Raw genomic sequence first — 23500 nt, forward strand, 5'->3', positions numbered from 1 at the left:
AGGTCAGGCGTGCTCCGGCCTGTACACCGCCAGCGCCCAGATCACGAAGAAGTCGATGCCGATCATGACGAGGGCCCAGAGCGGGGCGTAGGGCAGGAACAGGAACTGGGCGAGCATGCTCAGCGCGGCCAGGAAGATACCGACACCGCGGGCCCAGCCGGGGGCGCCCTTGAGGAGGGCGGCGCCCGCGAGGACGCCGAGCACGCCGAGGATCACCAGGATCCAGCCCCAGCCGGTGAGGTTGATCTTGTAGACGTAGTTGTGGATGCGGGTGTACACGTCGTCGGTGGCGATGGCGGAGATGCCCTGCAGGATGGCGAAGACGCCGTTGATCAGCAGGAGGACCCCCGCGAAGACGACTCCGCCGCTGGTCCAGCCGCTGCTCGGCGTCGGCGCCGGTGCCGGATGCGTCTGCTGTGTCATGGGTACGACGATCCGGCCGCCCTCGGCCCTTCACCACGGGGGTTGCTCCGCACGGGTGAAACCGGGCTCCACGACCCCGGGCCCCACGACCCGGGCCCCGCGTCCCCAGCCGTCACTTGCCCTCGCTCGCCGTCACTCGCCGACCGGGCCGACGTACGTCCCCGGGTGGGTCGCACCGTCCTGGAGCACCACGGCACCGCCGTGCCAGGGCAGGTCGTAGGACGTGCGCTGGTTCGGCGCGGTGATGACGACCGTGGTCGGTGTGAAGGTGGTGGAGTCGCCCTGCGCCGGCACCAGGAAGGTGATCGTGAAGTTGGCGGAGGCGCCGTTCGCCAGAGTGACCCGCTTCGGGGTGGCGTTGGTGCGCTGCAACGACCACTGCTGACCGCTGTTGACCAGGTCCACGCCCGGGAAGCCGTACACCGTGCAGGTGTGGCCGCTCTTGTTGGTGAGGGCGACGACCGCGTGCTTCTGCTGGCCGGTGCCGCTGCCGGAGTCGGCCCAGGAGTAACCGAGCTGGGAGGCCTGGCAGGCGGCCACCGAGCCGGTGGAGGAGGAACCGCCGGACGCGGAACCCCCGGAGGAGCTGCCGCCGGAGGAGCTGCCGCCGGAGGTGGACGAGCCCGAGGTGCTCCCGCTGCCCCCGGTGCTCCCGGTGCCGGAGGAGCCGTTGCCGGAGCCGCCCGTGGAGGCGTCGGCCGTCGTGGAGTCGCCGGCGGCCGGGGCCGCCGTACCGCCGTCGGCGCTGACGGAGCCGGTCGCGGTGCCGTTGCACGCGGTCAGCAGCGCCAGCAGTGCGGCGGCACCGGTCACGGCGACAGCGGTCTTGCGGACGTTCGTGCGACGGTTGCGAAGCTTCGACATGGGGTCCCCCAGCGGTGGCGATCTCCCCGGCTCTCTGCCGGACACCTCTTTCGATGCGGGCCCCGGACGGGAAGTTCGGAGATCGCCGTCACGGGCCCGTCGTGGTCGTGTCACGCCCGCCGTTACAAACGCGCCCGCTCACGCCATCCAGAAGAACACCGCCGTCATCCGCTTCTCCTCCAGCGTCTTGCCGGCGTAACCGGTGGCGCTGTGCACGAGGTTGGCGTTGTAGAGGAGCAGCCGGTTGTACTTGTGCGGGACGCGGACGTCCTCCTCGAAGTGGTCGCCAGGGACGAACCGGGTCCCCAGCGCCTCGACCAGGTTGTTGTGCGGGGCCTGGACGATGTTGCCGCCGAGCCGGCCGCCGGGCAGCGACTGGCGGTAGAAGGCGGTGCCGCAGTCCTTGGCGACACCGGGGTTGAGATACAGCACCGCCGCGTACCGGCACAGCGCCCGTGAGTCCGTGTGCGGCCGCGGCTCGCTCTCGCCCTCGCCGACGACCTGGACGCAGTTGTGGTTGAGGGTGCCGCCGCCGGGCGCCTGCTGCACCCACAGTCTCCCGGCGCCGGTCGCCTGCTTCACCAGCCCTTCCACGACGGCGAGTTCGGCGGGTTCGAGGCCGGGCATGGTGCGCAGTCCGGGCCAGGTCTCCGAGGTGTACGGGTATCCCTGGACCCAGTCGTCCTTGGCCAGGCAGCGCTCGCGTACGGCGTCCACGTCCGGCAGGACGTCGTCGAACACCCAGTAGTCGCGGCCCCTGGTGGGCTTGCGGTACGGCAGTACGGGCAGCGCGGCGGGGCCACGGCCGGGGCCACGGCCGGGACCACGGCCGGGCCCCTGGCTGGGAGCGGCGCCGCGGGGAGCGCGCGGGAACGGTGGCTGTGGGGGCATGCGGCGAAGCTAGCCCGCGACTTTGTCATGGCCACACTGACCAGGGGAAGTCATCACCCTCCCATGGGCAAGACATGGGGAGGCGGCGCCCCCGGCAGAGCAAGGCCTCACAAGTTCTTTGCCAAACCAAAAGGTTTCCGGCGCTTCCCCCGTCCGTATTCATGGGCGACCGACCCCGCCCCTGCGCGGGACCCTTGACCGGCAGGAGGCACCAGTGCGCTTTTCGCGGAACGCGACGGGAACTCTCTTTGTGGGCGGAGCCCTCAGCCTGACTCTCGCGGCACTGGCCTACCCGAGCATGCTGGGTGTGAACACCGTGTCCAGCGACACGACCCGCGTCATCGCCAACACCCAGTGGGGACCCCTGACCGAAGGCGACCGTGACTTCGTGGTGAAGGTGCGCGCGGCCGGGCTGTGGGAGTACCCCGTGGGCCAGCTCGGCCTGAAGAAGGGCCAGAGCGCGGGGGTCATCACCGCGAGCAAGCACCTGATCGACGGCCACGCGGCACTGGACGCCAGCTGCCGCAAGATCGCGCCCATGCTCAACATCACCATCCCGAACCTGCCCTCTCCGCAGCAGCAGGGGTTCATCAACACCCTGACCGCGGACAGCGGCAAGAAGTTCGACACGGACTTCGCCAACATCCTGCGGGTCACGCACGGTTCGATCTTCAACACGATCGCCAAGATCCGCTCCACGACCCAGAACACCCTGGTGCGGGTCCTGGCCGACCAGGCCAACGCCACGGTCCTGGACCACATCACGGTGATGGAGCAGACCGGTCTGGTCGACTTCCCGTCGGTCCTCTTCCAGGAGACGACCCCGCCGAAGCTGCCCGCCACCGACCTGACCCCGCCGCCTCCGGACGCGGGCCAGCCGCAGGTCGTCCTCACCCCGCCGGTCAACAGCACCACCAGCCCGCCGGCGCTGCCGGGCGAGAACGGCAGCGGGACGGGCACCGGGACCGGGACGGGCACCGGGACCGGCACCACCACGGGGGTGAACGTGACGCCGGGTGCCAGCCCCACCTCCGGCTGAGCCGCGTCAGGCGCCCAGCCACACCGTGGTGTCGGGCGGCAGCGTGCCGTCCAGCGGCAACGGCACGCTGGCCAGCAGCACTTCGCCCGGCGGCAGTGGCACCGGCGCGTCCGACACGTTCGTGACGCACCGCCAGCCCTCCGACCGGGCGAAGTGCAGCACCCCCCGCGGCGCCTCGGCCCAGGTCAGCGCCTCGCCCTCGATCAGCTTGCGGCGCAGCCGCAGCGCGGTGCGGTACAGCTCCAGGGTGGAGCCCGCCGTACCGGCCTGCGTCTCGACGGCGTACGACGCGAACCACTGCGGCTGCGGCAGCCAGGCACCGCCGGACCCGAAGCCGTACGACGGTCCGCTCGCCGTCCACGGCAGCGGCACCCGGCAGCCGTCGCGGCCCTTGCGGGCATGGCCGGTCTGTTCCCAGACCGGGTCCTGGAGGACGGCCGCGGGCAGGCCGGCGGCCTCGGGCAGACCGAGTTCCTCACCCTGGTAGACATACGACGATCCGGGCAGCGCCAGCATCAACAGGGTGGCGGCGCGGGCCCGGCGGAGACCATGAGAAGCATCGATCTCCGGCGCCCGGCCGCCGGACAGCAGCCAGGCGTTCTCGTCGGTACCGGGCGGCAGCATCAGCCGGGAGGCGTGCCGTACGACGTCGTGGTTGGAGAGCACCCAGGTGGCGGAGGCGCCGGCCGCGCGGGCGGTGGCGAGGGAGCCGGTGACGACCTCGCGGAGGGCGTCCGCGTCCCACGGGGTCTGGAGGTACTCGAAGTTGAAGGCCTGGCCGAGCTCGTCCGGGCGGGCGTACAGGGCGCGCCGGGCGCCGGGCACCCAGGCTTCGGCGACGGCCATGCGCGGCGGGTTGTAGGCGTCGAGGATCTTGCGCCAGTCCCGGAAGATCTCGTGCACCTCGTCACGGTCCCAGTAGGGATGCGTGCCGGGCGGAACCCGCTCCAGCGCCTCCTCGCCGGTCGCGCCGAACTCGGCGACATCCCGCAGCGGCTCGGCGAGGTCCTTCACCAGGGCGTGTGCCACGTCGATGCGGAAGCCGTCGACGCCCCGGTCGGACCAGAAGCGCAGGGTGGTGCGGAAGTCGGCGCGGACCTCCTCGTGCGCCCAGTTCAGGTCGGGCTGCTCGGGGGCGAAGAGATGCAGGTACCACTCGCCGTCCGGGACCCGGCGCCAGGCGCTGCCGCCGAACACCGACTGCCAGTCGGAGGGCGGGAGTTCGCCGTGCTCGCCGCGGCCGGCCCGGAAGACGTAGCGGTCGCGGGCCGCCGAGCCGGGGCCCGCGAGCAGGGCCTCCTGGAACCAGGGGTGCAGATGCGAGGTGTGGTTCGGGACGATGTCGACGATCACCTTCAGGCCCAGCCGGTGCGCCTCGGCGACCATCGCGTCGAAGTCGTCCAGGGTGCCCAGACGCGGGTCGACGTCCCGGTAGTCGGCGACGTCGTAGCCGCCGTCGGCGAGTTCGGACGGGTAGAACGGGCTGAGCCACAGGGCGTCCACGCCGAGCGCGCCCAGATGGGACAGCCGCTCGGTGACGCCTCGGATGTCACCGAGGCCGTCGCCGTCCGCGTCGGCGAAGCTGCGCGGATACACCTGGTAGATCACGGCCTGGCGCCACCAGTCGGGGTTGCGGGAGGAGAGGTCGACCACGCGCGTTCCTTTCGGGCGGGACAGAATTCGAGCGGGGGGAAACCGAGAACAAGTCTGTCCATATTGCCGAGAAAGCGAACCTTCACACCGCCCGGAGCGGATCATTCCCTGTGTGAGGGAGTTGTAATGAGCCCCGAACGACTCTTGATTCAGGGCAGGTTGACAGGCTTCGGCACGTCACACGACCATGGGCGCACACCGTGGCGCATGTGACCAATGAGCCTGGTGTCTTCTTCGCCTTCCGCAGCCTCCGCTGCTCTTCTCGCGAGATCCACGATGGGATATCCATGTCCATAACCAGACATGTCACCGCGCACCGCCTGCTGGGGACGGGCCTCGCGTCGTTCGCCCTGTGTGCCGCCTCCGTCGCCGGGGCGTCCGGCGCCTTCGCGCACGGTGCCCCGGGCGGTGACGGCTGGAAGTCCGGCGGCCACTACAGCCCCGGCACCGGAGCCGGCACGGAGACCGGCACCGACAAGTGCCAGTTCTCGGTCGACGGCGCGAACTTCTTCGACTCGGTGAAGGTCGACGACCAGAACCTGAAGGTCACCGACGACGGCAAGGTCCACATCAAGGTCCGCGCCGCCGCCGACGCCGCGAGCTGCACCGCCTCGATCGCCTCCTACCTGGCCCACGGCGCCACCTTCGCCACCTCGGGCGAGCAGATCTTCGTCGACTTCGACTCGGTGACGGTCAAGCAGGGCCAGACCGACTCCCTCGACATCGCGGTCCCGGACGCCGGCTGCTTCGCGCAGATCGACCTGTACCGGGGCGCGGTCAAGTTCGACGGCGAGAAGGACGCGAACGACGGCTTCGAGCACGGCGACCTGCCGGCCGGCCCGGACCACGCGGTCATCAAGGACAAGCTGATCGCGTCCTGGAACGGCGGCACGAAGGACTGCGCGACCGGCGCGTCCTCCTCCCCGTCCCCGTCGCCCTCCACCTCGGAGTCGACCCCGGCCGAGGAGACCACCCCGCCGCCCGCCGAGACCCCGTCGCCTTCGGCGAGCGAGTCGACCGGCACGGCCACCCCGTCGGCCTCCGTCTCCGAGTCGACGACCGCCCCCGCGTCGGCCCCGAGCACCAACTCCGGCGGTGGCGGCGACCTCGCCCACACCGGCGCCAGCTCCACCACCCCGCTCATCGCGGGCGGCGCGGCCGTGCTGCTGGCCGGCGGCGGGGCGATCGTCATCGCCACGCGACGCCGTAAGGCGACCCGCGCCTGACCCGAGGCCCCGTACACCCCGTACCCAGGTACGCCCCAGCCGTCTTGAGCGGCTGGGGCGTACCTGTTCCGGCCTGCGGCCGAGACCTGGACCGTCACCGGGACGGTGACCTTGCGGCGGCCCGGAGCGTGGCCGGTGCCGGAGCGTGGCCGGTGAGGCCGACAAGGGTGGTTTCAGCTGCCTTCGCGGTTCGGCTGCCTTCGGCCTAGTCGGTGCCGACCGTCTCCAGATACAGCTTCACGTACCGTGCCACGTCCACGTCCAGGGCCACGTCCACCATGGGCTGTTCCCGGCCGCCGCCGTGGATCTCGGCCTCGCCGGGGCGGGGCCGGCGGTCGACGACGGTCTGACCCCGGGTCGGGCCCGGGGCCAGGGAGACCTCGACGGGGAGCCGGCGGGTGGTCAGGCCGGCCGGGTCGGCGACGGCGCAGACCGCGCCGGCGTCGCCGAGGCCGCCGGACGGGTCGTCGCCGTCCGGGTCCGGGGCGGCGGGCCGGTGCGCGAGCAGGTCACCGGCGAGCCGGGCGCCGGGTTCCGCACTCGCCCGCAGCCTCCGCACCTCCGCGCCCGGCACCACGACCCGCTGGAAGACGTCCAGGCCGTACATGGTGATCGGCACTCCGGCGGTGAGCAGGATCGCGGCGGCCTCGGGGTCGTGCCAGACGTTGAACTCGGCGACCGGCGTGGCGTTCCCGGTGGCGACCGCGCCGCCCATGAAGACGATCCGCTCGATGTTGCGGATGACCTCGGGGTGGGTGCGCAGCAGCAGGGCGATGTTGGTGAGCGGCGCGGTCGGGACGAGGGTGACCGGGCGGGGCGAGGCGAGGATCTCGCGACGGAGCAGGGTGACGGCATCGACGTCGGCGGGGCGGCGGGCGGGCGCGGGCAGCCCCAGGTCCCCCATGCCGTCCGTGCCGTGCACATGGCGGGCCGACCGGGCCGCCTCGATGAGCGGCCGCTCGGCCCCCCGCGCCACGGGAACGTCACCGGCCCCGGCCCGCTCCAGCACGGTCAGCGTGTTCCGGACCACCCCGTCCACGTCCGTGTTCCCGGCGACACAGGTCACCGCCCGCAGGTCGATCCCCGGATGCCGAACGGCGAACAACAGGGCGAGGGCGTCATCGACACCGGTGTCGCAGTCGATGATCACGGGGATGGGCTGAGCGGCCACGGGGGGCTCCTTCCGTCAGCCCCGACCCTACGGCGCGGACGGAACGTTCCAGCAGGCGGCACGGCACCCCGCCCAAGGAGCGCGGGGCAGTGTCGCCGTGCGGCTCCGCCGCGCGGGCGCGACCAGCCGCGACGGACCCGCACCGAACCACCGGCGGCCGCCCCTCGCCCCGGCTCATGCGTCCTTGAAGTAGTGCCCCTCCTCGAGGTCGGCCACAAGCCCCGCCTCCCTCGGCTCCCACCCCAGCAGCTCCCGCGTCCGCTCACTGTTCAACGGCATGTCGTAGGTGATCAGCGCACCGAAGAACCCGAAGTGTTCGGCGGCCCGCTCACCCGGGATGCTCTCGGCCGGAACCCCCAGCCGCGCCCCGATCACCTCGGCGATCTCCCGCACCGTGACGCCCTGCTCGGCCGCGGCGTGCAGTCGCGCTCCCGCGGGCGCCTGCTCCAGCGCCAGCCGGTAGAGCCGGGCGAGGTCCAGCGTGTGCACGGCGGACCACCGGTTCCCTCCCTCCCCGGCATAGCCGGAGACCCCCGTGGCCCGGGCGATCCGGATCAGTGTCGGCAGGAACCCGCTCCGGTCCAGGGTGCTGTGCACGACCGGCGGTATCCCGACAAGCACGGTACGCACGCCCTGTTCGGTGAGTTCGCCGATCAGGCGCCCGGTGGCGGACCGGGGGTTGGCGCCGAGGGCCTGTTCGACGTGCTCGTTGCCGTCGCGCCCCATGCCGATCCCGACGAGGGCCTTGCCGGTACCGGCGAGCGCCTCGCCGAACGCCCGCGTCACCTTCAGGTCGGTGGCCGCGGCACCGGCCATGTCCCCGGCGGCCATGGCCGCGTGGTCGAAGGCGAGATGGACGACGGCGTCGGCGTCCCGCGCGGCCGCCCGCAGCCCGTCCAGGTCCGCGAGGTCACCGCGGCGGACCTCGGCGCCCAGTGCCGTGACGGCCGCGGCGGAGTCGTCGGACCGGGCGAGGCCGACGACCTCGTGCCCGGCCCGGAGCAGTTCGGGGATGACGGCGGAGGCGATGTGACCGCTGGCGCCGGTGACGAAGACACGCATGACAGCTCTCCCGAGAACGAGAAGAAGGTGATGTGACTTGGTACCGTCACCGTAGCACCGTGACGGTACCGAGTCACATCACCTAAGCTGTGCCCATGGCTCGATGGGAACCGAACGCACGACAGCGACTCGTGCAGGCCGCGATCGACCTGTTCGGCGAGCAGGGATACGACAGCACCACCGTCGCCCAGATCGCCGAGCGGGCCGGACTGACCAAGACGACCTTCTTCCGGCACTTCCCGGACAAGCGCGAGGTGCTGTTCGCGGGGCAGGAGGTGCACGGCCGCCTCCTCACGGAGGGCGCCGAGGCAGCACCGGCCGCCGCGACCCCGCTGGAGGCGGTCGCCGCCGCCCTGGACGCCCTGACCGCGTCCTTCACCCCCGAGCAGCGCGCGTTCGGCCCCCGCCTCAGCGCGGTCATCACCGGCCACACCGAACTGCGGGAGCGCCTGGCCTTCAAGGAGCTCAACCTCGCGGCGACCCTGACCGACGCCCTGCGCCGCCGCGGCGTCCCCGACCCCACCGCGGGCCTCGCCGCCGACCTGGGCGTCCGCGCCTTCGCCACGGCCTTCGCCCGGTGGATCACCCCGGAGAACGACCAGCCCTTCCCCGCCCTGGCCCGCGACGCCCTCACCGAACTCCGCAGGGCGGCAGCCGCGCTCACCTGACGGCCGCGCCCCCGCCGGTCACCCCGTCAGCCGGCCCGCCACTCCGCCCGTCACCCGGCCCGTCAGTCGTCCCACAGTCCGGTCCCCCGCCCCGCCACCCGCTCCCCGATCCGCCGCACCAGCTCCGCCACCGGCAGAGCACCCACCCGGCGCCCGTCCCGCAGCCGTAGGGCCGCCAGCCCCGCCTCGGCCTCGCGTTCGCCGATCACCGCCTGGTACGGCACGAGCCTGCCGCCGCGCACCCGCGCGCCCAGGCTGCCCTGCTCGGGGCCGGCGACCTCGGCCCGCAGCCCGTCCGCGACCGCCGCCGCGACCAGCGCCTCGGCCTGCGCCCACTGCGCCTCGGCGACCGGCAGGACGAGCAGCTGCACCGGCGCCAGCCAGGCCGGGAAGGCCCCGCCGTGCACCTCGAGAAGATGCGCGACGGCCCGCTCCACACTCCCGATGACGCTCCGGTGCACCATCACCGGCCGGTGCCTGCCGCCGTCCGCCCCGACGTACCGCAGATCGAACCGCTCCGGCTGGTGGAAGTCGATCTGCACGGTGGACAGGGTCGACTCCCGCCCCGCCGGATCCGCGATCTGCACGTCGATCTTCGGGCCGTAGAACGCGGCCTCCCCCTCGGCCTCCTCGTACGCCACGCCCGCCCCGTCCAGCACCTCCCGCAGCAGCACGGTGGCCCGCTGCCACAGCTCCGGGTCGGCGACGTACTTTCCGCCCGCACCGGGCAGCGAGAGCCGGTGCCGTACGGCGCTGATGCCGAGGTCGGCATAGGCGCGGGCGATCAGCTCCAGGGCGGCGCGGGCCTCCTCGACGGCCTGGTCGAGGGTGCAGAAGATGTGGGCGTCGTTGAGCTGGATGGCCCGCACCCGGGTGAGTCCGCCGAGCACACCGGACAGCTCGGCGCGGTACATGGCCCCCAACTCGGCGATCCGAAGCGGCAGTTCCCGGTAACTGCGGGCCCGGGACCGATAGATCAGCGCGTGATGCGGACACAGACTCGGCCGCAGCACGACCTCCTCCGCCCCCACCCGCATGGCCGGGTACATGTCCTCGCGGTAGTGCGACCAGTGCCCGGAGATCTCGTACAGCTCGCGTTTGCCGAGGACGGGCGAGTACACATGCCGGTACCCGGCCCGCCGCTCCGCGTCCCGGACGTACTCCTCCAAGGTGTGCCGTACGACCGCCCCGTCGGGCAGCCAGTAGGGCAGGCCCGCGCCCATCAGCGGGTCGGTGTCGAACAGGGCGAGTTCACGGCCGAGTCGGCGGTGGTCCTGCATGGCGGATCTCCTTCGTCAAAGAGGCGAACGACCCGCGACACGACAAAGCCCCGGGACGTTCCCCCGGGGCTTCGGACAGATCGGATGTCAGCGCGCCGGGACGGTCTCCGGCGTCGTCGTACGGAACGGACACGGCAGGGCGCGCTTCATGCCGAGGACGGTAACAAGCCGGGCGGGCGGCAGACGAAGGGTTTTCCAGCCTGCTCCCTCAGCCCGCACGGGCCCCCTTCGACACCGGCCCCCGGGACAGAAGGGTTTCGGCCTACGGCCTCGGGCACATCTCACCCACCTTGCTGTGGGATGTGGAAGCCGAAGACTGGTTGGTCCTGGGCTTCGAAGTAGTCGACGGTCGGTCGTCCGACTTCGCGCCGGACTCGCCTGACCTGCCCCTGGTGGTCGACTCGATCGGTGAGATCGGTCGGCTGTCCCTCCCGCGCATCGCCCAGGACTGGACCGAGACGCGGTGGGACCGGTTCGTCTCGGACGGCGCGGAGGCCGAGCTGTTCCGGGGTGACTCGCTTCTCTGCACGGACCTCAATCCGAGCAACTTCCTCATGGTGAAGCGGAGGGTATGGGCCGTGGACTGGGCGTGGCCGACCCGGGGCGCGAGGTTCATCGATCCTGCTCTGCTGGTGCTCCAACTCATTGCAGCCGGGCACACGCCGGACAGTGCCGAGAAGTGGGCGGAGCAGTTGACCGCATGGCGTGAAGCGGCCCCGCAAGCGGTCGATGCCTTCGCCGCCGCGAACCTCCGGATGTACCGGGCCGCTGTCGACCGGAAACCCGAAGCGGACTGGCTCAAGGCCATGGTCGACGCATGCCAGGCGTGGACCGAATACAGAGGGGTGGCCCCGGACTGGCTGATGTCGGGCAGTCGGCGAACAGGTGAGCCCTCACCCGGACGGACCGGAGCGGTGGTAGGCCGGCGCCAGTGATGATGGCGTGATCTCACGCGTCCACCGCTCCTGTTCCCGGAGAGGCCCCCGCCATGAGAGTCATCGCCTCCGGTCTTGCCGTGGCCGGCCTGCTCGCCGCCTCCGCCTGTACGGCCGGCCGGGCGCCGGAAGCGTCCGCCGCGGAAGCCTCCCCGGCCGCGAACGCGACCGCCGCCGAGCGCCCCGCCCCGGCCCCCGCCAGCCCGACCGCCGCGCCCGGCACCCCGGCGCTCACCCCCGGGCAGGCCCAGTCGGCGCTCATCGGCGAGGCCGACCTCGGGGTGCCGTGGACGGCCGGCGACTCCACCGCCACCTGGCACGACGGCCTGCTCAAGGCCGTCACCGGGCAGCCCGACTGCCAGCGCCTCCTCGACGCCCTGTACGCCGACGAGTTGCTGGAACCGGCCGGCCCGCACGCCGTCACCGTCCTCGACGACGGCGACGACGACGCCCAGCTCCGCTACCAGGTCTACGCGAGCCGCGCCGCCGACGTGGACCGGACCCTGGCCTGGCTGCGGGCGGTGCCCGGCGTCTGCGGGCAGTTCGCCGCGCAGACCACCTCGGCCGGGACCGAGGCCGTCCAGGTCGCCGACTCCCGGCTGCCGGAGATCGGCGAGGCCCGGCAGGGGCTGCGGGTCACCCTCACCGCGCAGCCCTCGCCGGGCGACGATCCCACCACCCTCACCGTCGACGTCGCCGTCGTCCGCGTCGGCGACGACGCGATCGTCCTCACCGCCGGCGCCCTCGGCACCCTCCCGACGAACACCGCCGAACAGACCCTCGACATCGGCGTCCGGCGCCTCGCCGAGGTACGGGAACAGGGCCGGGCGCAGGCGTAGCACCCGGCCCCGACGGTCAGGGGAGGATCGCGTCGACGTAACCGCCGTCCACCCGCAGGGCGCCCCCGGTCGTCGCCGACGCCTGCTGGGAACTGAGGTAGACGACCATGTGGGCGATCTCCTCCGGCTCGATCAGCCGTTGCAACAGGGACTGCGGCCGGTACTCCCGCATGAACTTGCGCTGCGCCTCGTCCCACGGCAGATCCCGGTCCACGAGTCCGTACACGAAGTCCTCGACGCCGCCGGTGTGCGTGGGGCCCGCGATGACCGAATTCACCGTCACGCCCGTGCCGGCCGCCTTCTTGGCGAATCCGCGGCTCACCGCCAGCAGCGCGGTCTTCGACATCCCGTAATGGATCATCTCGGCCGGGATGGCCACCGCCGAGTCGCTGGCGATGTACTGCACGCGCCCCCAGCCGCGTTCGGTCATGCCCGGCAGGTACAGCCGCGTCAGTCGTACGGCGGCGAGCACGTTGACCTCGAAGTAACGCCGCCATTCGTCGTCGCTGATCTCCAACGGGTCGGCGGCCCCGAAGACACCCAGGTTGTTGACGAGGATGTCCACCCGGGGCAGCAGCTCCGTCGCCCGGGCCGCGCCCTCGTCGGTGGAGACGTCGGCGGCCACCGGCACCAGGTCGGCGCCGGCGGCCTGCTCGGCCAGCGCACGCACGCTGTCGGCCACCCGACGTTCGTCACGGCCGTTGACGCCGACGCGGGCTCCGGCCCGGGCGAGCCCCACGGCGATGGCCGCACCGATCCCCTGCGTGGAGCCGGTGACCAGTGCGCTGCGTCCTGTCAGATCGATACGCATGGGCGGGTGGGTTCCCTTCGTACGCCGGTGAATGCCAGGGTTCGTGTGCAGGTGCCTACGCATGCCACCGTCCGTCATGTCGGGCGACACGACCTACCCGCCTGACCCGAACGGGGTACGGGCTACGGCTTCTCGTACGGGTCCGCCGGCTGCTTCACCGTCGTCGCCGACTTCGCGTCCAGCACCGGCGGCCAGGCCGCGTCCGAGCCCAGCCTGCCCTTGGGGTGCCAGGTGCCGGTGACGGTGACCCAGGTGTCGGTGAGCGGCGCGTCCTCGCCCCTGATCTCCACCTTGCTGACGGTGGCGTCGGCGGCGCAGCAGGTGACCATCAGTCGGGTGAGATACCAGGTGCCACCGTCGGAGCCGGACGTGACGAAGCCCGTCATGCGGACGGTACGGCCCGTCAACGAGCGCCCGCTGTCGTAGAGCGCCCGTGAGCTGAACTCGGCGGGCGTCAGCGACACCGGGTGCCCGGCGGGCAGCGCGGGGAAGGCCCCGACCCCCTGCGCCGCCCGCTGCGCCGCCTCGCGCTCCGCGCTGTACGAGCCGAGCGCGGGCGGGGGGAAGAGGAGCAGGGCGACGGCGGGGAGGGTGAGCAGCCAGGCGATCCGGGGCCCGTGGTTGTGGCCGTGGTCCTGGTCGTGGCCGTGGTCCTGGTGATCGCTGTGACCGCGGTCGCGGTCGCGGTCGTGGTCGTGGTCGTCCGTGGTGCGGCTGCGCAGTGCCGCCGTCGTGAGGCCCAGCAGGATCAGGGTGATCCCGGAGGTGATCAGATACGGGCGCAGGGACGCCTGGACGTACCTGAGGTACAGGTCACCGAAGAGGGTGATCCGCAGGGCCGCCGCGCCGACCAGGCAGAGCAGGACCGGTCCGCCGTAGCGCCTCACAGCAGCCACCACCCCACCAGGACGCTGGACGACAGGGCCACCAGCCAGGTCGCCGAGGAGAAGCGGAGGGCGAAGCCCCGGCCGAAGGTGCCCGCCTGGAGGGCGATCAGCTTCAGGTCGACCATCGGGCCGACCACCATGAACGCCAGCCTCGCGGTGGCCGGGAAGGCGCTGAGCGAGGCGGCCACGAAGGCGTCGGCCTCGCTGCACACGCACAGCACGACGGCGAGCACGGCGAGGAGGGGGACGGCCGTCCACGCGGAGCCGGTGAAGACGTCCAGGACCGATCTGGGCACGGCGATGTTGAAGGTCGCCGCGGCCGCCGCGCCCAGCACCAGGAAGCCGCCGGCGTGCAGGAAGTCGTGCTGGAGGCCGGTGACGAAGGCACGGGGGCCGGTGGCGTGGGAGCCCTGGGAGGTGCGGGGTGGGCGCAGCCACTCGTCGCGGCCGAACCGTGCCCACAGCCAGCCCATCACCACCGCGGTGCCGAGGGAGGCGAGCAGGCGGGCCAGGACCATCTCCGGCCGGCCGGGGAACGCGATCGAGGTCGCCACCAGCACCACCGGGTTGATGGCCGGTGCGGAGAGGAGGAAGGCGAGGGCCGCGGCCGGGGCGACCCCGCGGCGCATCAGGCTGCCGGCCACGGGGACGGAGGCGCACTCGCAGCCCGGGAGTACGACGCCGGCGGCCCCCGCCACGGGAACGGCGAGGGCCTGGTTGCGGGGGAGGAGGCGGGTGAACACGCGCTCCGGGACGAAGGCGCCGATCGCCGCGGAGACGACGGTGCCGAGGAGGAGGAAGGGGACGCCCTGGACGGCGACCGCCGTGAACACGGTCCACCAGGCGGCGACCGGTGGGGTGTAGAGGTCGAGGGCGAGGGTGGGGCCGAGGACGGAGGCGACGGTCGCGATGGCGAGGAGGGCGGTGCCGCCGAGGACTGCGTGGACGAGGGCGCGCAGGAGGAGGCGCAGGGTGTCGGTCGCCGTCCGGTGGTTGTGCACGCCCGGGACGCTAACGAGGGTGCCTGTGGGGTGGGGGTCAGTTGACAGAGAGAAGGCTGTGTGTCGGCTGCGGGCCGGTGGGGGTTGCTCGCGCCCACGCGGCGGAGCCGCACATCAACACAGCCCCACGCCCCCCAAAGAGGCGCCGTCACCTCAGCGGGCTGCCAAGGCACCGCCCAGGAACGTGTGCGTCGGGTTCAGGTCCCGCAGTTCGTCGCCCGGCGTCTTCGCCGGGTCCCGGTCCCAGATCGTCAGGTCGGCCCGCGCCGGCGCGGATGAGCAGGTCGGCTCCGTGGTCGGTCATCGTCTTCTCCGTCGTCTCGAAGGTGTCGCTGACGAGACTGTTGTAGAAGCCGTGCGGCGATTCCACGCCATACCGACGCCGCTCGCGCAGGAAACACGACAGCGGAGCGGTCCCTGATATCGATCGTGCGACAACTACCGGACGGTAGCGACGGCCCCTACAACGGCGGCTGGGCCGGCGCCGGGCCCAGGGTCGTGGTGCCCGGGGCCGTACGGTGGCCGAGGCCCGTGCGGTACGCGTCCAGGGCCGCCTCCACCCGGCCGGTGCGGCGCAGCAGGTCGCCCAGCAGCCGGCACAGGTCCGCCAGGTCGCCGGCCGCGCCCGCCCGCTCCAGCAGGCTCAGCGCGCGGACGTAGTGCTCCTCCGCGGCCTCCGTCTCCCGGGCGTCCTCGGCGATGATGCCGAGCAGGCGGTGCGCGGCGGCCGCGTGGACCGCGCCGCGCTCGGACGAGAAGTCGCCGAGCACGTCGTTCAGCAGTGCGGCGGCCTCCTCGGACTTGTCCCGGCGGTGCAGTACGTCGGCCAGCTCGACGGCGGCCTGGCTGCGGTACAGGGCCGCCCGGGTCTCCGACAGCATCGCCAGAGCCTCCCGCAGCTCCCCTTCCGCGCGCTCCAGTTCGCCGTTCTGGGCGCAGACGTAGCCGCGCATCCAGTGGCAGTTGGCGAGTTCGGTGCGGAGCTGGAGCTGGCGGTACAGCTCGGCGGCCTTGGCCAGCGAGGCGTCGGCCTCGGCGACCCGGCCCTCGGCGAGCAGGGTGCGGGCGACGGAGCGGTGCATCCGGGCGATCAGCGCGGGGTCGCCGGCCTGCGGGGCGAGGGCGAGGGCGAGTTCGGCGGCCTGGGCGGCGCGGGCGTGGGCGCCCATGTCCATGTACGGGCCGATGGCGGAGGCGTAGAGCAGCAGGAGGGCGTCCGGGTCGTGCAGCCCGCTCCGGTTCAGCTCGTCGAGCGTGGTCTCAAGCAGGTAGACGGCGTACCGGAGTTCACCGGCCAGGTAGTGGCTGACGGCCCGGCCGCGGATCGCCGGGACGCGCACCGGCAGCGGCTCGTCGGCCGTCCACAGCTCGGCCCGCTCGAAGAACTCCCGGGCCCGGCCCAGCTCGCCGGTGTCCAGGGCGCACTCGCCCATCCCGAGCAGGGCGGTGGCCTGCTCGACCGTCAGCCCGTGCGCCTCCGCCTCCTCGAAGAGGGCGGCGTACAGGGCGGCGGCCTCCTCGGCCGCGCCGGTGGCCAGGGTGCGCTGCGCCTCGGTGAGCCGCAGCCTGAGGTCGGTGGCGAGATGGGCGGGGCGCCCGCTGGCCAGTTCCTCGAAGCCGACGCCGAGCCGCCCGGCGATGTGCCGCAGCGCCTCGTCGGAGGCCCGCACCCGCCCCGCCTCCAGTGTGGAGATGTAGGCCGGTGTGTAGGCCGGTTCGGCCAGCTGGCGCTGGGTCAGCCCCCGTTCGGTGCGCAGCTGCTGCACCCGCCGCCCGACGGTCACCGGATCGTCCCGTTTCTGCATTCTGTCACTCCCCCCAACTCCCCCTGGACCCCTTGCCGTTGAGCTCTGCCAGCCCCTAGGTTAAACGGCGAATTAAACACGCTTAACCCGCCCCTGTCGTTGCGAGGTCGCCGTGCTCGGACGCACATCCGCACGCCCCACCGCACTCCCCCACTCCCGGCTTCGCTCGGTCGGGGGGACCCCCACCGCCCGTAGTGTGGCAGCTGCTGTGATCGCGGTGGCCGCGCTCATCACGGCAGCCAACGCGGGCCCGGCCAGAGCGACGGACGACGGCTCCCGTTCCTCCGCGCCGGCCACCGCCGAACACGCGCCGCGCTGACCCGCCCCACCTGCCCCGGCGGGACCATCCCGGTCCCGCCTGACCCGGCCCCGGCCGCGGACACCCCCCTCCCCCCGGGCCGTCGACGGCCGCTTCCCGGCGGGGAATCCCCGGTGCTGATTGTCAGTGGCATGACCTAGTCTTCATCACATCCGCCACACGCGGCCCACAGCGCACGCACACCCGTGGGCCAATTCCCGTGGCGCCTCACTTCATTCGTTCCGGGGGGTTCGAATCAGCGTGCGTATGCGCACCCGCACCGTCACGGCCGCCACCACCCTGGCGGTCCTCTTCAGCTCCGCGGCCCTGGCCGCCACCACGCCGGCCTTCGCCGACACCAGCGCCCTGCTGCCGGTCAAGTCGACCGGTGACATCGTCGTCGACGGCGTCCACCAGCAGGTCTTCATCAGCGACCCGAGCAACGGCAAGATCGTCGTCGCCGACTACTCGGGCAATGTGCTCAAGCAGCTCACCACCGACCTCTCGGGGGTCACCGGCCTGGAGCTGTCCGCCGACTCGGGCACGCTCTACGCGGCCGTCCGGGACCTGGACGCCGTCGCCGTCGTCGACACCGCGACGGACACCGAGACCACCCGCTACTCCGTCGGCGACAAGCCGCGGAGCGTCGCCGTCGCGAACGGCAAGCTGTGGTTCGGTTACGGCGATGCCGCCGAGGGCAACATCGGCTCCGTCGACCTGACCGGCGACCACCAGGTCACCCTCGGCCAGGACAGCAGCTGGTACTCGGCGCCCATCCTGGACGCGGCACCGGGCACCGACATCCTGGTCGCCGGCGACCGCGACCTGAGCCCCGCGTCGCTGACCTCGTACGACGTCTCGTCGGGCACCGCGACCCAGCTGGCCCACATCCGCACCGACGGCAGCAACCTGGGCGACCTCCAGGTCACCCCCGACGGCAAGGACGTCGTGGTGGCCAGCGGGGCGCCTTACTACCACCAGGTGTACAAGACGTCCGACCTCAACGAGGACGGCAAGTACACCAGCACCGCCTACCCGAACGCGGTCGCGATCGCGCCCGACGGCACGGTCGCGGGCGGCAGCTTCGCCTGGTACGACCCGGACATCTACATCTTCCACCCGGGCAGCAGCGAGGCCGTGCGCACGTACGACTTCCCCAACACGGGCACGTCCAGCGGCGCCGACACGCTCGCCGACGGCGGCCTGGCCTGGACGCCGGACGGCTCCCGCCTGTTCGCGGTGACGTACAACGACGCGGACGTGTACTCCCTGCGCGAGTACGACACCCCGGGCCGGGCGGCCACCACCGTCACGGTGAACGCCCCGGCGACGGCGACCCGCGCCAAGCAGCTCACCGTCACCGGCACGGTCTCCTCGACGGCCGCGCTGCCCGCCGGCACCCAGCTCGCGGTCACCCGCACCGACCTGGACTCCCCGAACGGCAAGGCGCTGCCCGCCGTCACCGTCAAGGCCGACGGCACCTACTCGTTCACCGACACCCCGCCGGCCGGCGGCAAGGTGACGTACCAGGTCTCCTACGCGGGCGACGCCGACCACACGGCCGCCTCCGCCAAGGACACCGTGGACGTCTCCCGCGCCAAGCCGACGCTGACGCTGAACAACAACGGCAAGGTGTACGCGTACGGGCAGGACGTGAAGTTCACCGCCCACCTCGGTACGACGTACAAGAACCGCACGGTGGAGATCTGGGCCGACCCGTTCGGCTCGGACAAGCCCAACAAGCTGGCCAAGTCCGGCAAGGTCGACTCGCACGGCAACCTGTCCGTCACCCTGGACCTCAAGCGCGACACCAAGGTCACCGCGAAGTTCACGGGCGACGCGCGCTGGCAGCCGCGGTCGGTGTCCAGCTCGGTGGGCGCGAAGGTCAGCATCTCCATGACGCCGAGCCGTCAGTACAAGACGAAGTCCGCGTGGGGACAGAAGTACTACGTCTTCCACAAGACCAAGAACCCGCTGTTCACGACCAAGATGGCCTACTACACCGGCCGTTCGCAGCGGTTCGACTTCCAGGTCTACTACCAGGGCAAGTGGTACGCGGACGACTCGAAGTACTTCGCGCTGGCCACCAGCGGGATCTCCCAGGTCGAGTTCACCGGCAACCACAAGGACGACGTCGGCTGGCGCTTCCGGGTCCGTTCCGACTACATCAACGGCACGTCCGGCGACACCGTCAACTCCACGACCTACGGGGCGTGGAAGTACTTCACCTTCACGAGCTAGTACCGGTGACTCAGCTGGTCTGAAGCTGCCGCAGGTGCTGCTGGACATGGTCCAGGGCACCTTCCCGGCGGCCCGGCACCCTGAGTCTCAACTCCGCGAGCGCGGGTCCGAGTTCACGGGCCCGCGCCGCGTCCTTGATGGCGCCCCACTGGTGGTGGGCCCGGTCCACGGCCGCCTCGACGGCCGGCGCGTCGGCAGGCTGCCCAGCCGCCAGCCGGGCGTGCGCGACGGTCAGCCAGGTACGGCAGCTGCGCGCCGCGTCCCCCGCGAACATCGCCAGGTCGGCCCGGACTTCGGACCAGTGCAGGGCGTCCTCGGAGGCCGGCCCGTGCGCCCGCGCGGCGGCCTCCTCCCAGCGGGCGGCGAGCCCGTCGGCCTCCGCGTACCGCCCGCCCCGCGCGGCCGTGCTGATGGCGTCGTGCGGATCCCCGCTGTCCGGGGTGTGGGTGCTGAGCAGAATGCAGCCGGCGGCCTCGGCGCCGAGCCGCGCGAGCACCTGCTGGTGCAACTGCGTCATCGGCGGCCGGTGCCCACTGCGCAGCACGGTCGCCACGGCCTTCATGTACGACGGCGCCGCGACCTCCCGCCGGGACGGCGGCGGTGCGATACGCCCGTGCACGGCGTTGTTGCGCCCGGAATCGAGGGGCACGGTACGCAGCCACTCCCAGGTCTCGTGGTCGGCGTGCAGATCGAGGACGAGCGTGGTCGCCCCGGCCGGCCGCAACCGCAGCTCCTCGCGGATCCAGTGCCAGGGCAGGCCGGTGTAGCGGACGGTGGCGGGCGTGGTCCGGGCCAGCGCGAGATGCGGCAGCCGCTGCTTGCGGTCCAGCTGCAGCTGGCCCGTGACGAACACGGTCAGCGGGCCGGGGGCGGCCGCGGCGGCCCGCAGCCGGGTCAGGACGGCCTGCGGCTCCAGGGGGTCGGCGAGTTCGACGACGTTGGCGGTGTCGGTGCCGGAGAGTATCGCCGGGGGGACGGCCGCGAGCACGGGGAGCACGGAGGCCGCGTCCACCAGACACCCCTTGCCGTTCGGCGAGGCCGCGAGCAGCAGCACGGTTCCGGGCATCGGCCCTCCCCCTTGTTCCCCAGGTCCACTTACGTCAGCACGGTAACCGCTGCGCCTGCAAAGCGGAGGGTGCGGGCGAGGTTTGGGGTGGGATGGGAGTGTTCCGGGATGCGGGATAGCACGACAGGCCGGGGACCTGTGCCCGCGGACCTCTTGACGGCCACCACGTTCCGCACCCCGCCCGCACCCCGTCAGAACGCCACCGTTCCGCACCTCACCCGCACCCCGTCAGAACGCCACCGTTCCGCACCTCACCCGCACCCCGTCAGAACGCCGCCGTTCTGCGGATCGCGAAGATCGTGGTGTCGTCGGAGAGGCGTCCCCGGCTGTGGCGCAGTACGCCGTCGCGGAGGTGGGCGACCAGGAGGGCCGGGTCGGAGGTGGCGGCCCGGGCGGCCTCCTCGGGCAGCGCGTAGAACTCGCCGTCCGCGTTCCTCGCCTCGGTGACGCCGTCCGTGGTGACCAGGAGGGTCTCGTCGGCGGCGAGGGTGACGGTGCGGGTCGGCGGGGGACCGGAGCCTGTCGCCAACTCGGCCATGCCCAGCGGGAGTCCGTCGCCCTGCGGCAGCGCGCGTACCCCCGTCGGCCCCACCGCCAGCGGCGGCTCGTGGCCGAAGTTGACCATCTCCACCGCGTCCGACGCGCCCGGCGGAAAGCCGAGCAGCACCGCCGTGGCGAAGCGGTCGCCGTCGTCGCGGCCCAGGGCGACCGTGTGGCCCCGGTGCCGGAGCATCCGGATCTCCAGCCGGCCGGCCACCGTCGCCAGGTCCTTCTCGTGATAGCCCGCCTCACGGAACGTGCCCAGCAGCGCGGCCGCCGTCTCCACCGCGCCCAGCCCCTTGCCCTGCACGTCCCCGACCAGCACCCGGGTGCCGTGCGGGCCCGGCTGGATGTCGTAGAAGTCGCCGCCGACCCGGGCCACCGTGTCGGCGGCGAGATAGACCTCCGCGTGGTCCAGCCCCGCCCACCCCGGCGGCAGCGGACGCAGCACGGTACGGCGGGTCGTCTCGGCGATGTCCCGCATGTGCAGCAGCCGCCGCTCGCCGCCGGCCCGGACCGCACAGGCGAGTACGGCCAGCACCCCGGCGAAGGCGACCAGGATGAAGTCGGGCAGCCCGGCCCGGTACTCGTGCGGCCAGACGCTGTCCACGGCGATGTAGTCGAGGACCGCCAGCACCGCGAACACGACCGTCGCCCAGACCCCGCAGATCGCCGCCGCGATCCCGGGGACCAGCACGATCCAGGAGATGATCCGGAACCGTTCCGTGGTGTTGAGGTCGACCGTCGTGATCCCGGCCAGCAGCAGCAGCGGCGCGGCCCAGGAGAAGCTCCGGCCCCGGGCCCACTGCAGGGGCTGGCCCCGCGGCGGGTCCTGCCACCGCCGCGGGGCCGGGTGGTCGGTCACGACAGTCAGGGAAACACACCCCGGGACCCGCCGCATGTCGTGGACGGCGTACCCGGCCGGTATGGCCGACTTGCCAGGGGGTACCCGCAGGTGTGCTCTGGAACCTGGGGGCGAGGAGAGAGGAGCACTCTCATGGCTCAAGCGGCACCCACGACCGGCGGTATGCCCCGGCGCGGCCCCACGCCCGACGTCTTCAGCCCGCACACGCACCTCATGGCCAGACGGGCCTTCCCGATCGTGACCGGGCTGATCTACGGCTACTGGGCGGCCGCGAACCGGCGCAGCGGCGGGCCCATCACCGGCTGGAACCTGCTCTTCGGCTTCGTGACCGCCATCGTCTTCGCGCTGGTGCTGTTCGGCGTGCTGACGATCGGCCCGCGGCTGCGGCGGGAGGTGCACGCGCTGATGTGGACGGCGTTCATGGGGATCGCCTTCGGCTTCCTGTACAGCCAGAGCGGAGAGTCGGTCCTGCGCTCCACCGGCATGTCCCTGGCGGTCGCGGCGGTGACCTTCATCGTGATGTTCTACCGGTTCTACACGCACGAGGACGCGGTGGGCCATCGCATCCGATGACCACTCCCGGCCACGCGTGGGCCCCGGCCGTGCCGGCCGGGGCCCACGTGTTCCCCTTTTTCCCTCACGGGAACTTCCCCTCACCGGCCGCCGGGCCGCCCGAGGGCACCCGGCGACATCCCTGCGAAGCCGCTCCGGCCGTTCCGCCGGAGCGGAGATCTCCGCACGACCAGGAAACACCCGTTCGGGCCAACCCTCCACCGGAGCACGGCGCCCCAAGGGTTTCCGGTGCCCGGCCGCCCGCCCCGGGCCGCCGTGTCGTCCGTTCGGCTCGACCTGACGCCCCGCCGTGCCCCGGATGCAGTCACCCCGCTCGCCTGACCTGCCCGCAGAGGCTTGCCTGGAAGCGTGCCCCCCGTGCCCTCCGTGCCCACAGGGCCCGCGCGGCCCGTACGGCGCACCCGGGCCGTACGTCTCCGGATCGCCCTGTCGGCCCTGCTGATCGCGCTGTCCTGTCTGCTGCTGCCGTTCGGCGCGCTGGCGGCCTGGGCGGCGTACGGGCTGGCGGACACCGGACAGTACGTCAGCTCGATGGCGCCGCTCGCCGACGACCCGGACGTCCGGGACGCCGTGGCGGACACCGTCGGCGAGGGCATCATGCGCGAGGTGGACGTCGGCCGGCCGATGCAGGGCACGGTGGCGCCCTTCGTACGTGAGGCGGTCCGCTCGTTCACCCAGACCCGGGCGTTCCGGCTGGTCTGGGACGCGGGCAACCGGGCCACCCACGACGCGGTCCTGCGCGCGCTCCAGGACGAGCGCGAGGAGGCCGTGACCGTCGACCTCGCCCCGGTCACCGCGCAGGTCAAGGACCAGCTCACCCAGGACCATGTGCCGCTCGCGGCCCGTATCCCGGTCCAGCACACGGCCGTCGCGGTGCTTCCGGCGGCGGAACTGGACCGGCTCCGGAAGGGGTTCCACGTGCTTGAGGTCGCCGGCTTCTGGCTGCCCGTCGCGGCTGTCGTCTTCGCGGTCGGCGGTATCGCCGTCGCCGTCCACCGCCGCCGTGCGGTGCTGGCGACCGCGCTGGGTACGGCGCTGGGCGGCGCCTTGCTGGGTCTCGCCCTCACCGTCGGCCGCTCGCTCACCCTGTCCGGCCTGCCGTCCGACGTCTCGCACCCGGCCGCGGCCGCCGTCTACGACGCCCTGACGTCCACCCTGCGCACGGTCTCCTGGCTGCTGCTGGCCCTGGGCCTGACGGTGGCCGCGCTGGCCTGGCTCGGCGGGCACGTCCGCCGGCGCCCCGACGAGGAGCAGGAGCCGGCCCTCGACACGCCCGATTCCGCTTCCCTCAGGGCGGATTCACAGCCTGCCGAGAACATGCCCATCACTTAACCGGCCGCTCCAGCGGCGGACACACGGTGG

At 72.5% G+C, this 23500-nt stretch carries 22 protein-coding genes; 9 read left to right on the forward strand and 13 right to left on the reverse strand.

The window, feature by feature from the left end; all coding sequences use genetic code 11:
* Window positions 1-3: 3 nt before the first annotated feature.
* The 3 genes from AB0D59_RS00205 to AB0D59_RS00215 form a co-directional block, all read right to left on the reverse strand.
* Window positions 4-423, reverse strand: a complete 420-nt coding sequence (locus AB0D59_RS00205; RefSeq protein WP_362558839.1) for a hypothetical protein — start codon at window positions 421-423, stop codon at window positions 4-6.
* Window positions 424-555: 132 nt separating this feature from the next.
* Window positions 556-1287 (reverse strand): DUF4232 domain-containing protein, encoded by a 732-nt coding sequence (locus AB0D59_RS00210; RefSeq protein ID WP_362558842.1) that lies wholly within the window; start codon window positions 1285-1287, stop codon window positions 556-558.
* A gap of 138 nt (window positions 1288-1425) precedes the next feature.
* Window positions 1426-2178: a DUF6445 family protein gene (locus AB0D59_RS00215; RefSeq protein ID WP_362558845.1), complete on the reverse strand. Its 753-nt coding sequence runs from the start codon at window positions 2176-2178 to the stop codon at window positions 1426-1428.
* Window positions 2179-2428: 250 nt separating this feature from the next.
* Between AB0D59_RS00215 and AB0D59_RS00220 the strand changes: the two genes are divergently transcribed.
* Window positions 2429-3217, forward strand: coding sequence for a DUF4142 domain-containing protein (locus tag AB0D59_RS00220; protein ID WP_362558848.1), 789 nt, complete (start codon window positions 2429-2431; stop codon window positions 3215-3217).
* 6 nt (window positions 3218-3223) lie between these two features.
* Here the strand turns inward: AB0D59_RS00220 and AB0D59_RS00225 are convergent, their stop codons facing one another.
* Window positions 3224-4870, reverse strand: a complete 1647-nt coding sequence (locus AB0D59_RS00225) for a glycoside hydrolase family 13 protein (RefSeq protein ID WP_362558851.1) — start codon at window positions 4868-4870, stop codon at window positions 3224-3226.
* A 287-nt stretch (window positions 4871-5157) separates the two neighbouring features.
* On the opposite strand from AB0D59_RS00225, the gene AB0D59_RS00230 reads away from it, so the two are divergent.
* On the forward strand, window positions 5158-6096 hold the full coding sequence (locus tag AB0D59_RS00230) for an LAETG motif-containing sortase-dependent surface protein (RefSeq protein WP_362558852.1): 939 nt from the start codon (window positions 5158-5160) through the stop codon (window positions 6094-6096).
* A 205-nt stretch (window positions 6097-6301) separates the two neighbouring features.
* Here the strand turns inward: AB0D59_RS00230 and AB0D59_RS00235 are convergent, their stop codons facing one another.
* Both AB0D59_RS00235 and AB0D59_RS00240 read right to left on the reverse strand, forming a co-directional pair.
* Complete coding sequence (locus AB0D59_RS00235) at window positions 6302-7267, reverse strand: nucleoside hydrolase (RefSeq protein ID WP_362558855.1); 966 nt, start codon at window positions 7265-7267, stop codon at window positions 6302-6304.
* Between the two features lie 174 nt (window positions 7268-7441).
* The gene (locus tag AB0D59_RS00240) at window positions 7442-8329 is read right to left on the reverse strand and encodes an SDR family oxidoreductase (RefSeq protein ID WP_362558858.1); all 888 of its coding nucleotides are present in this window, start codon (window positions 8327-8329) and stop codon (window positions 7442-7444) included.
* Between the two features lie 95 nt (window positions 8330-8424).
* Between AB0D59_RS00240 and AB0D59_RS00245 the strand changes: the two genes are divergently transcribed.
* Window positions 8425-8997: a helix-turn-helix domain-containing protein gene (locus AB0D59_RS00245; RefSeq protein WP_362558861.1), complete on the forward strand. Its 573-nt coding sequence runs from the start codon at window positions 8425-8427 to the stop codon at window positions 8995-8997.
* Between the two features lie 62 nt (window positions 8998-9059).
* Here AB0D59_RS00245 and thrS read toward each other — a convergent pair whose 3' ends face one another.
* Window positions 9060-10277 (reverse strand): threonine--tRNA ligase, encoded by a 1218-nt coding sequence (gene thrS, locus AB0D59_RS00250; protein WP_362558864.1) that lies wholly within the window; start codon window positions 10275-10277, stop codon window positions 9060-9062.
* 290 nt (window positions 10278-10567) lie between these two features.
* Between thrS and AB0D59_RS00255 the strand changes: the two genes are divergently transcribed.
* Together AB0D59_RS00255 and AB0D59_RS00260 are read left to right on the forward strand one after the other, a co-directional pair.
* A complete protein-coding gene (locus AB0D59_RS00255; protein WP_362558866.1) occupies window positions 10568-11212 on the forward strand; it encodes a protein kinase in 645 nt (214 codons plus the stop codon).
* A 53-nt stretch (window positions 11213-11265) separates the two neighbouring features.
* Window positions 11266-12051, forward strand: coding sequence for a hypothetical protein (locus AB0D59_RS00260; protein WP_362558869.1), 786 nt, complete (start codon window positions 11266-11268; stop codon window positions 12049-12051).
* Window positions 12052-12067: 16 nt separating this feature from the next.
* Here AB0D59_RS00260 and AB0D59_RS00265 read toward each other — a convergent pair whose 3' ends face one another.
* From AB0D59_RS00265 to AB0D59_RS00280, 4 genes are all read right to left on the reverse strand, one after another.
* The gene (locus tag AB0D59_RS00265; protein WP_362558872.1) at window positions 12068-12862 is read right to left on the reverse strand and encodes an SDR family oxidoreductase; all 795 of its coding nucleotides are present in this window, start codon (window positions 12860-12862) and stop codon (window positions 12068-12070) included.
* A 122-nt stretch (window positions 12863-12984) separates the two neighbouring features.
* Window positions 12985-13749, reverse strand: coding sequence for a TIGR03943 family protein (locus tag AB0D59_RS00270; RefSeq protein ID WP_362559806.1), 765 nt, complete (start codon window positions 13747-13749; stop codon window positions 12985-12987).
* Entirely contained in the window at window positions 13746-14750 is a 1005-nt protein-coding gene (locus tag AB0D59_RS00275) for a permease (RefSeq protein ID WP_362558875.1), read from the reverse strand. The genes AB0D59_RS00270 and AB0D59_RS00275 overlap by 4 nt, the downstream gene beginning before the upstream one ends.
* 461 nt (window positions 14751-15211) lie before the next feature.
* Window positions 15212-16555, reverse strand: a complete 1344-nt coding sequence (locus AB0D59_RS00280; RefSeq protein WP_362558877.1) for a helix-turn-helix transcriptional regulator — start codon at window positions 16553-16555, stop codon at window positions 15212-15214.
* A 196-nt stretch (window positions 16556-16751) separates the two neighbouring features.
* Between AB0D59_RS00280 and AB0D59_RS00285 the strand changes: the two genes are divergently transcribed.
* Both AB0D59_RS00285 and AB0D59_RS00290 read left to right on the forward strand, forming a co-directional pair.
* Complete coding sequence (locus tag AB0D59_RS00285) at window positions 16752-16874, forward strand: hypothetical protein (RefSeq protein WP_362558879.1); 123 nt, start codon at window positions 16752-16754, stop codon at window positions 16872-16874.
* 246 nt (window positions 16875-17120) lie between these two features.
* Window positions 17121-19094, forward strand: coding sequence for an Ig-like domain repeat protein (locus AB0D59_RS00290; protein WP_362558882.1), 1974 nt, complete (start codon window positions 17121-17123; stop codon window positions 19092-19094).
* A gap of 10 nt (window positions 19095-19104) precedes the next feature.
* On the opposite strand, the gene AB0D59_RS00295 is transcribed toward AB0D59_RS00290, so the two are convergent.
* Together AB0D59_RS00295 and AB0D59_RS00300 are read right to left on the reverse strand one after the other, a co-directional pair.
* Entirely contained in the window at window positions 19105-20160 is a 1056-nt protein-coding gene (locus AB0D59_RS00295; protein WP_362558885.1) for a hypothetical protein, read from the reverse strand.
* Window positions 20161-20425: 265 nt separating this feature from the next.
* Window positions 20426-21511, reverse strand: a complete 1086-nt coding sequence (locus AB0D59_RS00300) for a PP2C family protein-serine/threonine phosphatase (RefSeq protein WP_362559808.1) — start codon at window positions 21509-21511, stop codon at window positions 20426-20428.
* A 186-nt stretch (window positions 21512-21697) separates the two neighbouring features.
* Here AB0D59_RS00300 and AB0D59_RS00305 point away from each other — a divergent pair, with 186 nt between their 5' ends.
* Both AB0D59_RS00305 and AB0D59_RS00310 read left to right on the forward strand, forming a co-directional pair.
* On the forward strand, window positions 21698-22138 hold the full coding sequence (locus AB0D59_RS00305; RefSeq protein ID WP_362558887.1) for a hypothetical protein: 441 nt from the start codon (window positions 21698-21700) through the stop codon (window positions 22136-22138).
* A 366-nt stretch (window positions 22139-22504) separates the two neighbouring features.
* The gene (locus AB0D59_RS00310) at window positions 22505-23470 is read left to right on the forward strand and encodes a hypothetical protein (RefSeq protein WP_362558890.1); all 966 of its coding nucleotides are present in this window, start codon (window positions 22505-22507) and stop codon (window positions 23468-23470) included.
* Window positions 23471-23500 lie beyond the last annotated feature (30 nt).

This window comes from Streptomyces sp. NPDC048417, assembly GCF_040651615.1.
In the GTDB taxonomy this organism is placed as follows: domain Bacteria; phylum Actinomycetota; class Actinomycetes; order Streptomycetales; family Streptomycetaceae; genus Streptomyces.

Excerpts from the sequence above, each read along its gene's own strand:
- AB0D59_RS00205 (WP_362558839.1), bottom strand. The coding sequence starts at position 423 with ATGACACAGCAGACGCATCCGGCACCGGCGCCGACGCCGAGCAGCGGC.
- AB0D59_RS00210 (WP_362558842.1), bottom strand. The coding sequence starts at position 1,287 with ATGTCGAAGCTTCGCAACCGTCGCACGAACGTCCGCAAGACCGCTGTC.
- AB0D59_RS00215 (WP_362558845.1), bottom strand. The coding sequence starts at position 2,178 with ATGCCCCCACAGCCACCGTTCCCGCGCGCTCCCCGCGGCGCCGCTCCC.
- AB0D59_RS00230 (WP_362558852.1), top strand. The coding sequence starts at position 5,158 with ATGTCCATAACCAGACATGTCACCGCGCACCGCCTGCTGGGGACGGGC.
- AB0D59_RS00240 (WP_362558858.1), bottom strand. The coding sequence starts at position 8,329 with ATGCGTGTCTTCGTCACCGGCGCCAGCGGTCACATCGCCTCCGCCGTC.
- AB0D59_RS00245 (WP_362558861.1), top strand. The coding sequence starts at position 8,425 with ATGGCTCGATGGGAACCGAACGCACGACAGCGACTCGTGCAGGCCGCG.
- thrS (WP_362558864.1), bottom strand. The coding sequence starts at position 10,277 with ATGCAGGACCACCGCCGACTCGGCCGTGAACTCGCCCTGTTCGACACC.
- AB0D59_RS00260 (WP_362558869.1), top strand. The coding sequence starts at position 11,266 with ATGAGAGTCATCGCCTCCGGTCTTGCCGTGGCCGGCCTGCTCGCCGCC.
- AB0D59_RS00265 (WP_362558872.1), bottom strand. The coding sequence starts at position 12,862 with ATGCGTATCGATCTGACAGGACGCAGCGCACTGGTCACCGGCTCCACG.
- AB0D59_RS00280 (WP_362558877.1), bottom strand. The coding sequence starts at position 16,555 with ATGCAGAAACGGGACGATCCGGTGACCGTCGGGCGGCGGGTGCAGCAG.
- AB0D59_RS00290 (WP_362558882.1), top strand. The coding sequence starts at position 17,121 with ATGCGCACCCGCACCGTCACGGCCGCCACCACCCTGGCGGTCCTCTTC.
- AB0D59_RS00295 (WP_362558885.1), bottom strand. The coding sequence starts at position 20,160 with ATGCCCGGAACCGTGCTGCTGCTCGCGGCCTCGCCGAACGGCAAGGGG.
- AB0D59_RS00305 (WP_362558887.1), top strand. The coding sequence starts at position 21,698 with ATGGCTCAAGCGGCACCCACGACCGGCGGTATGCCCCGGCGCGGCCCC.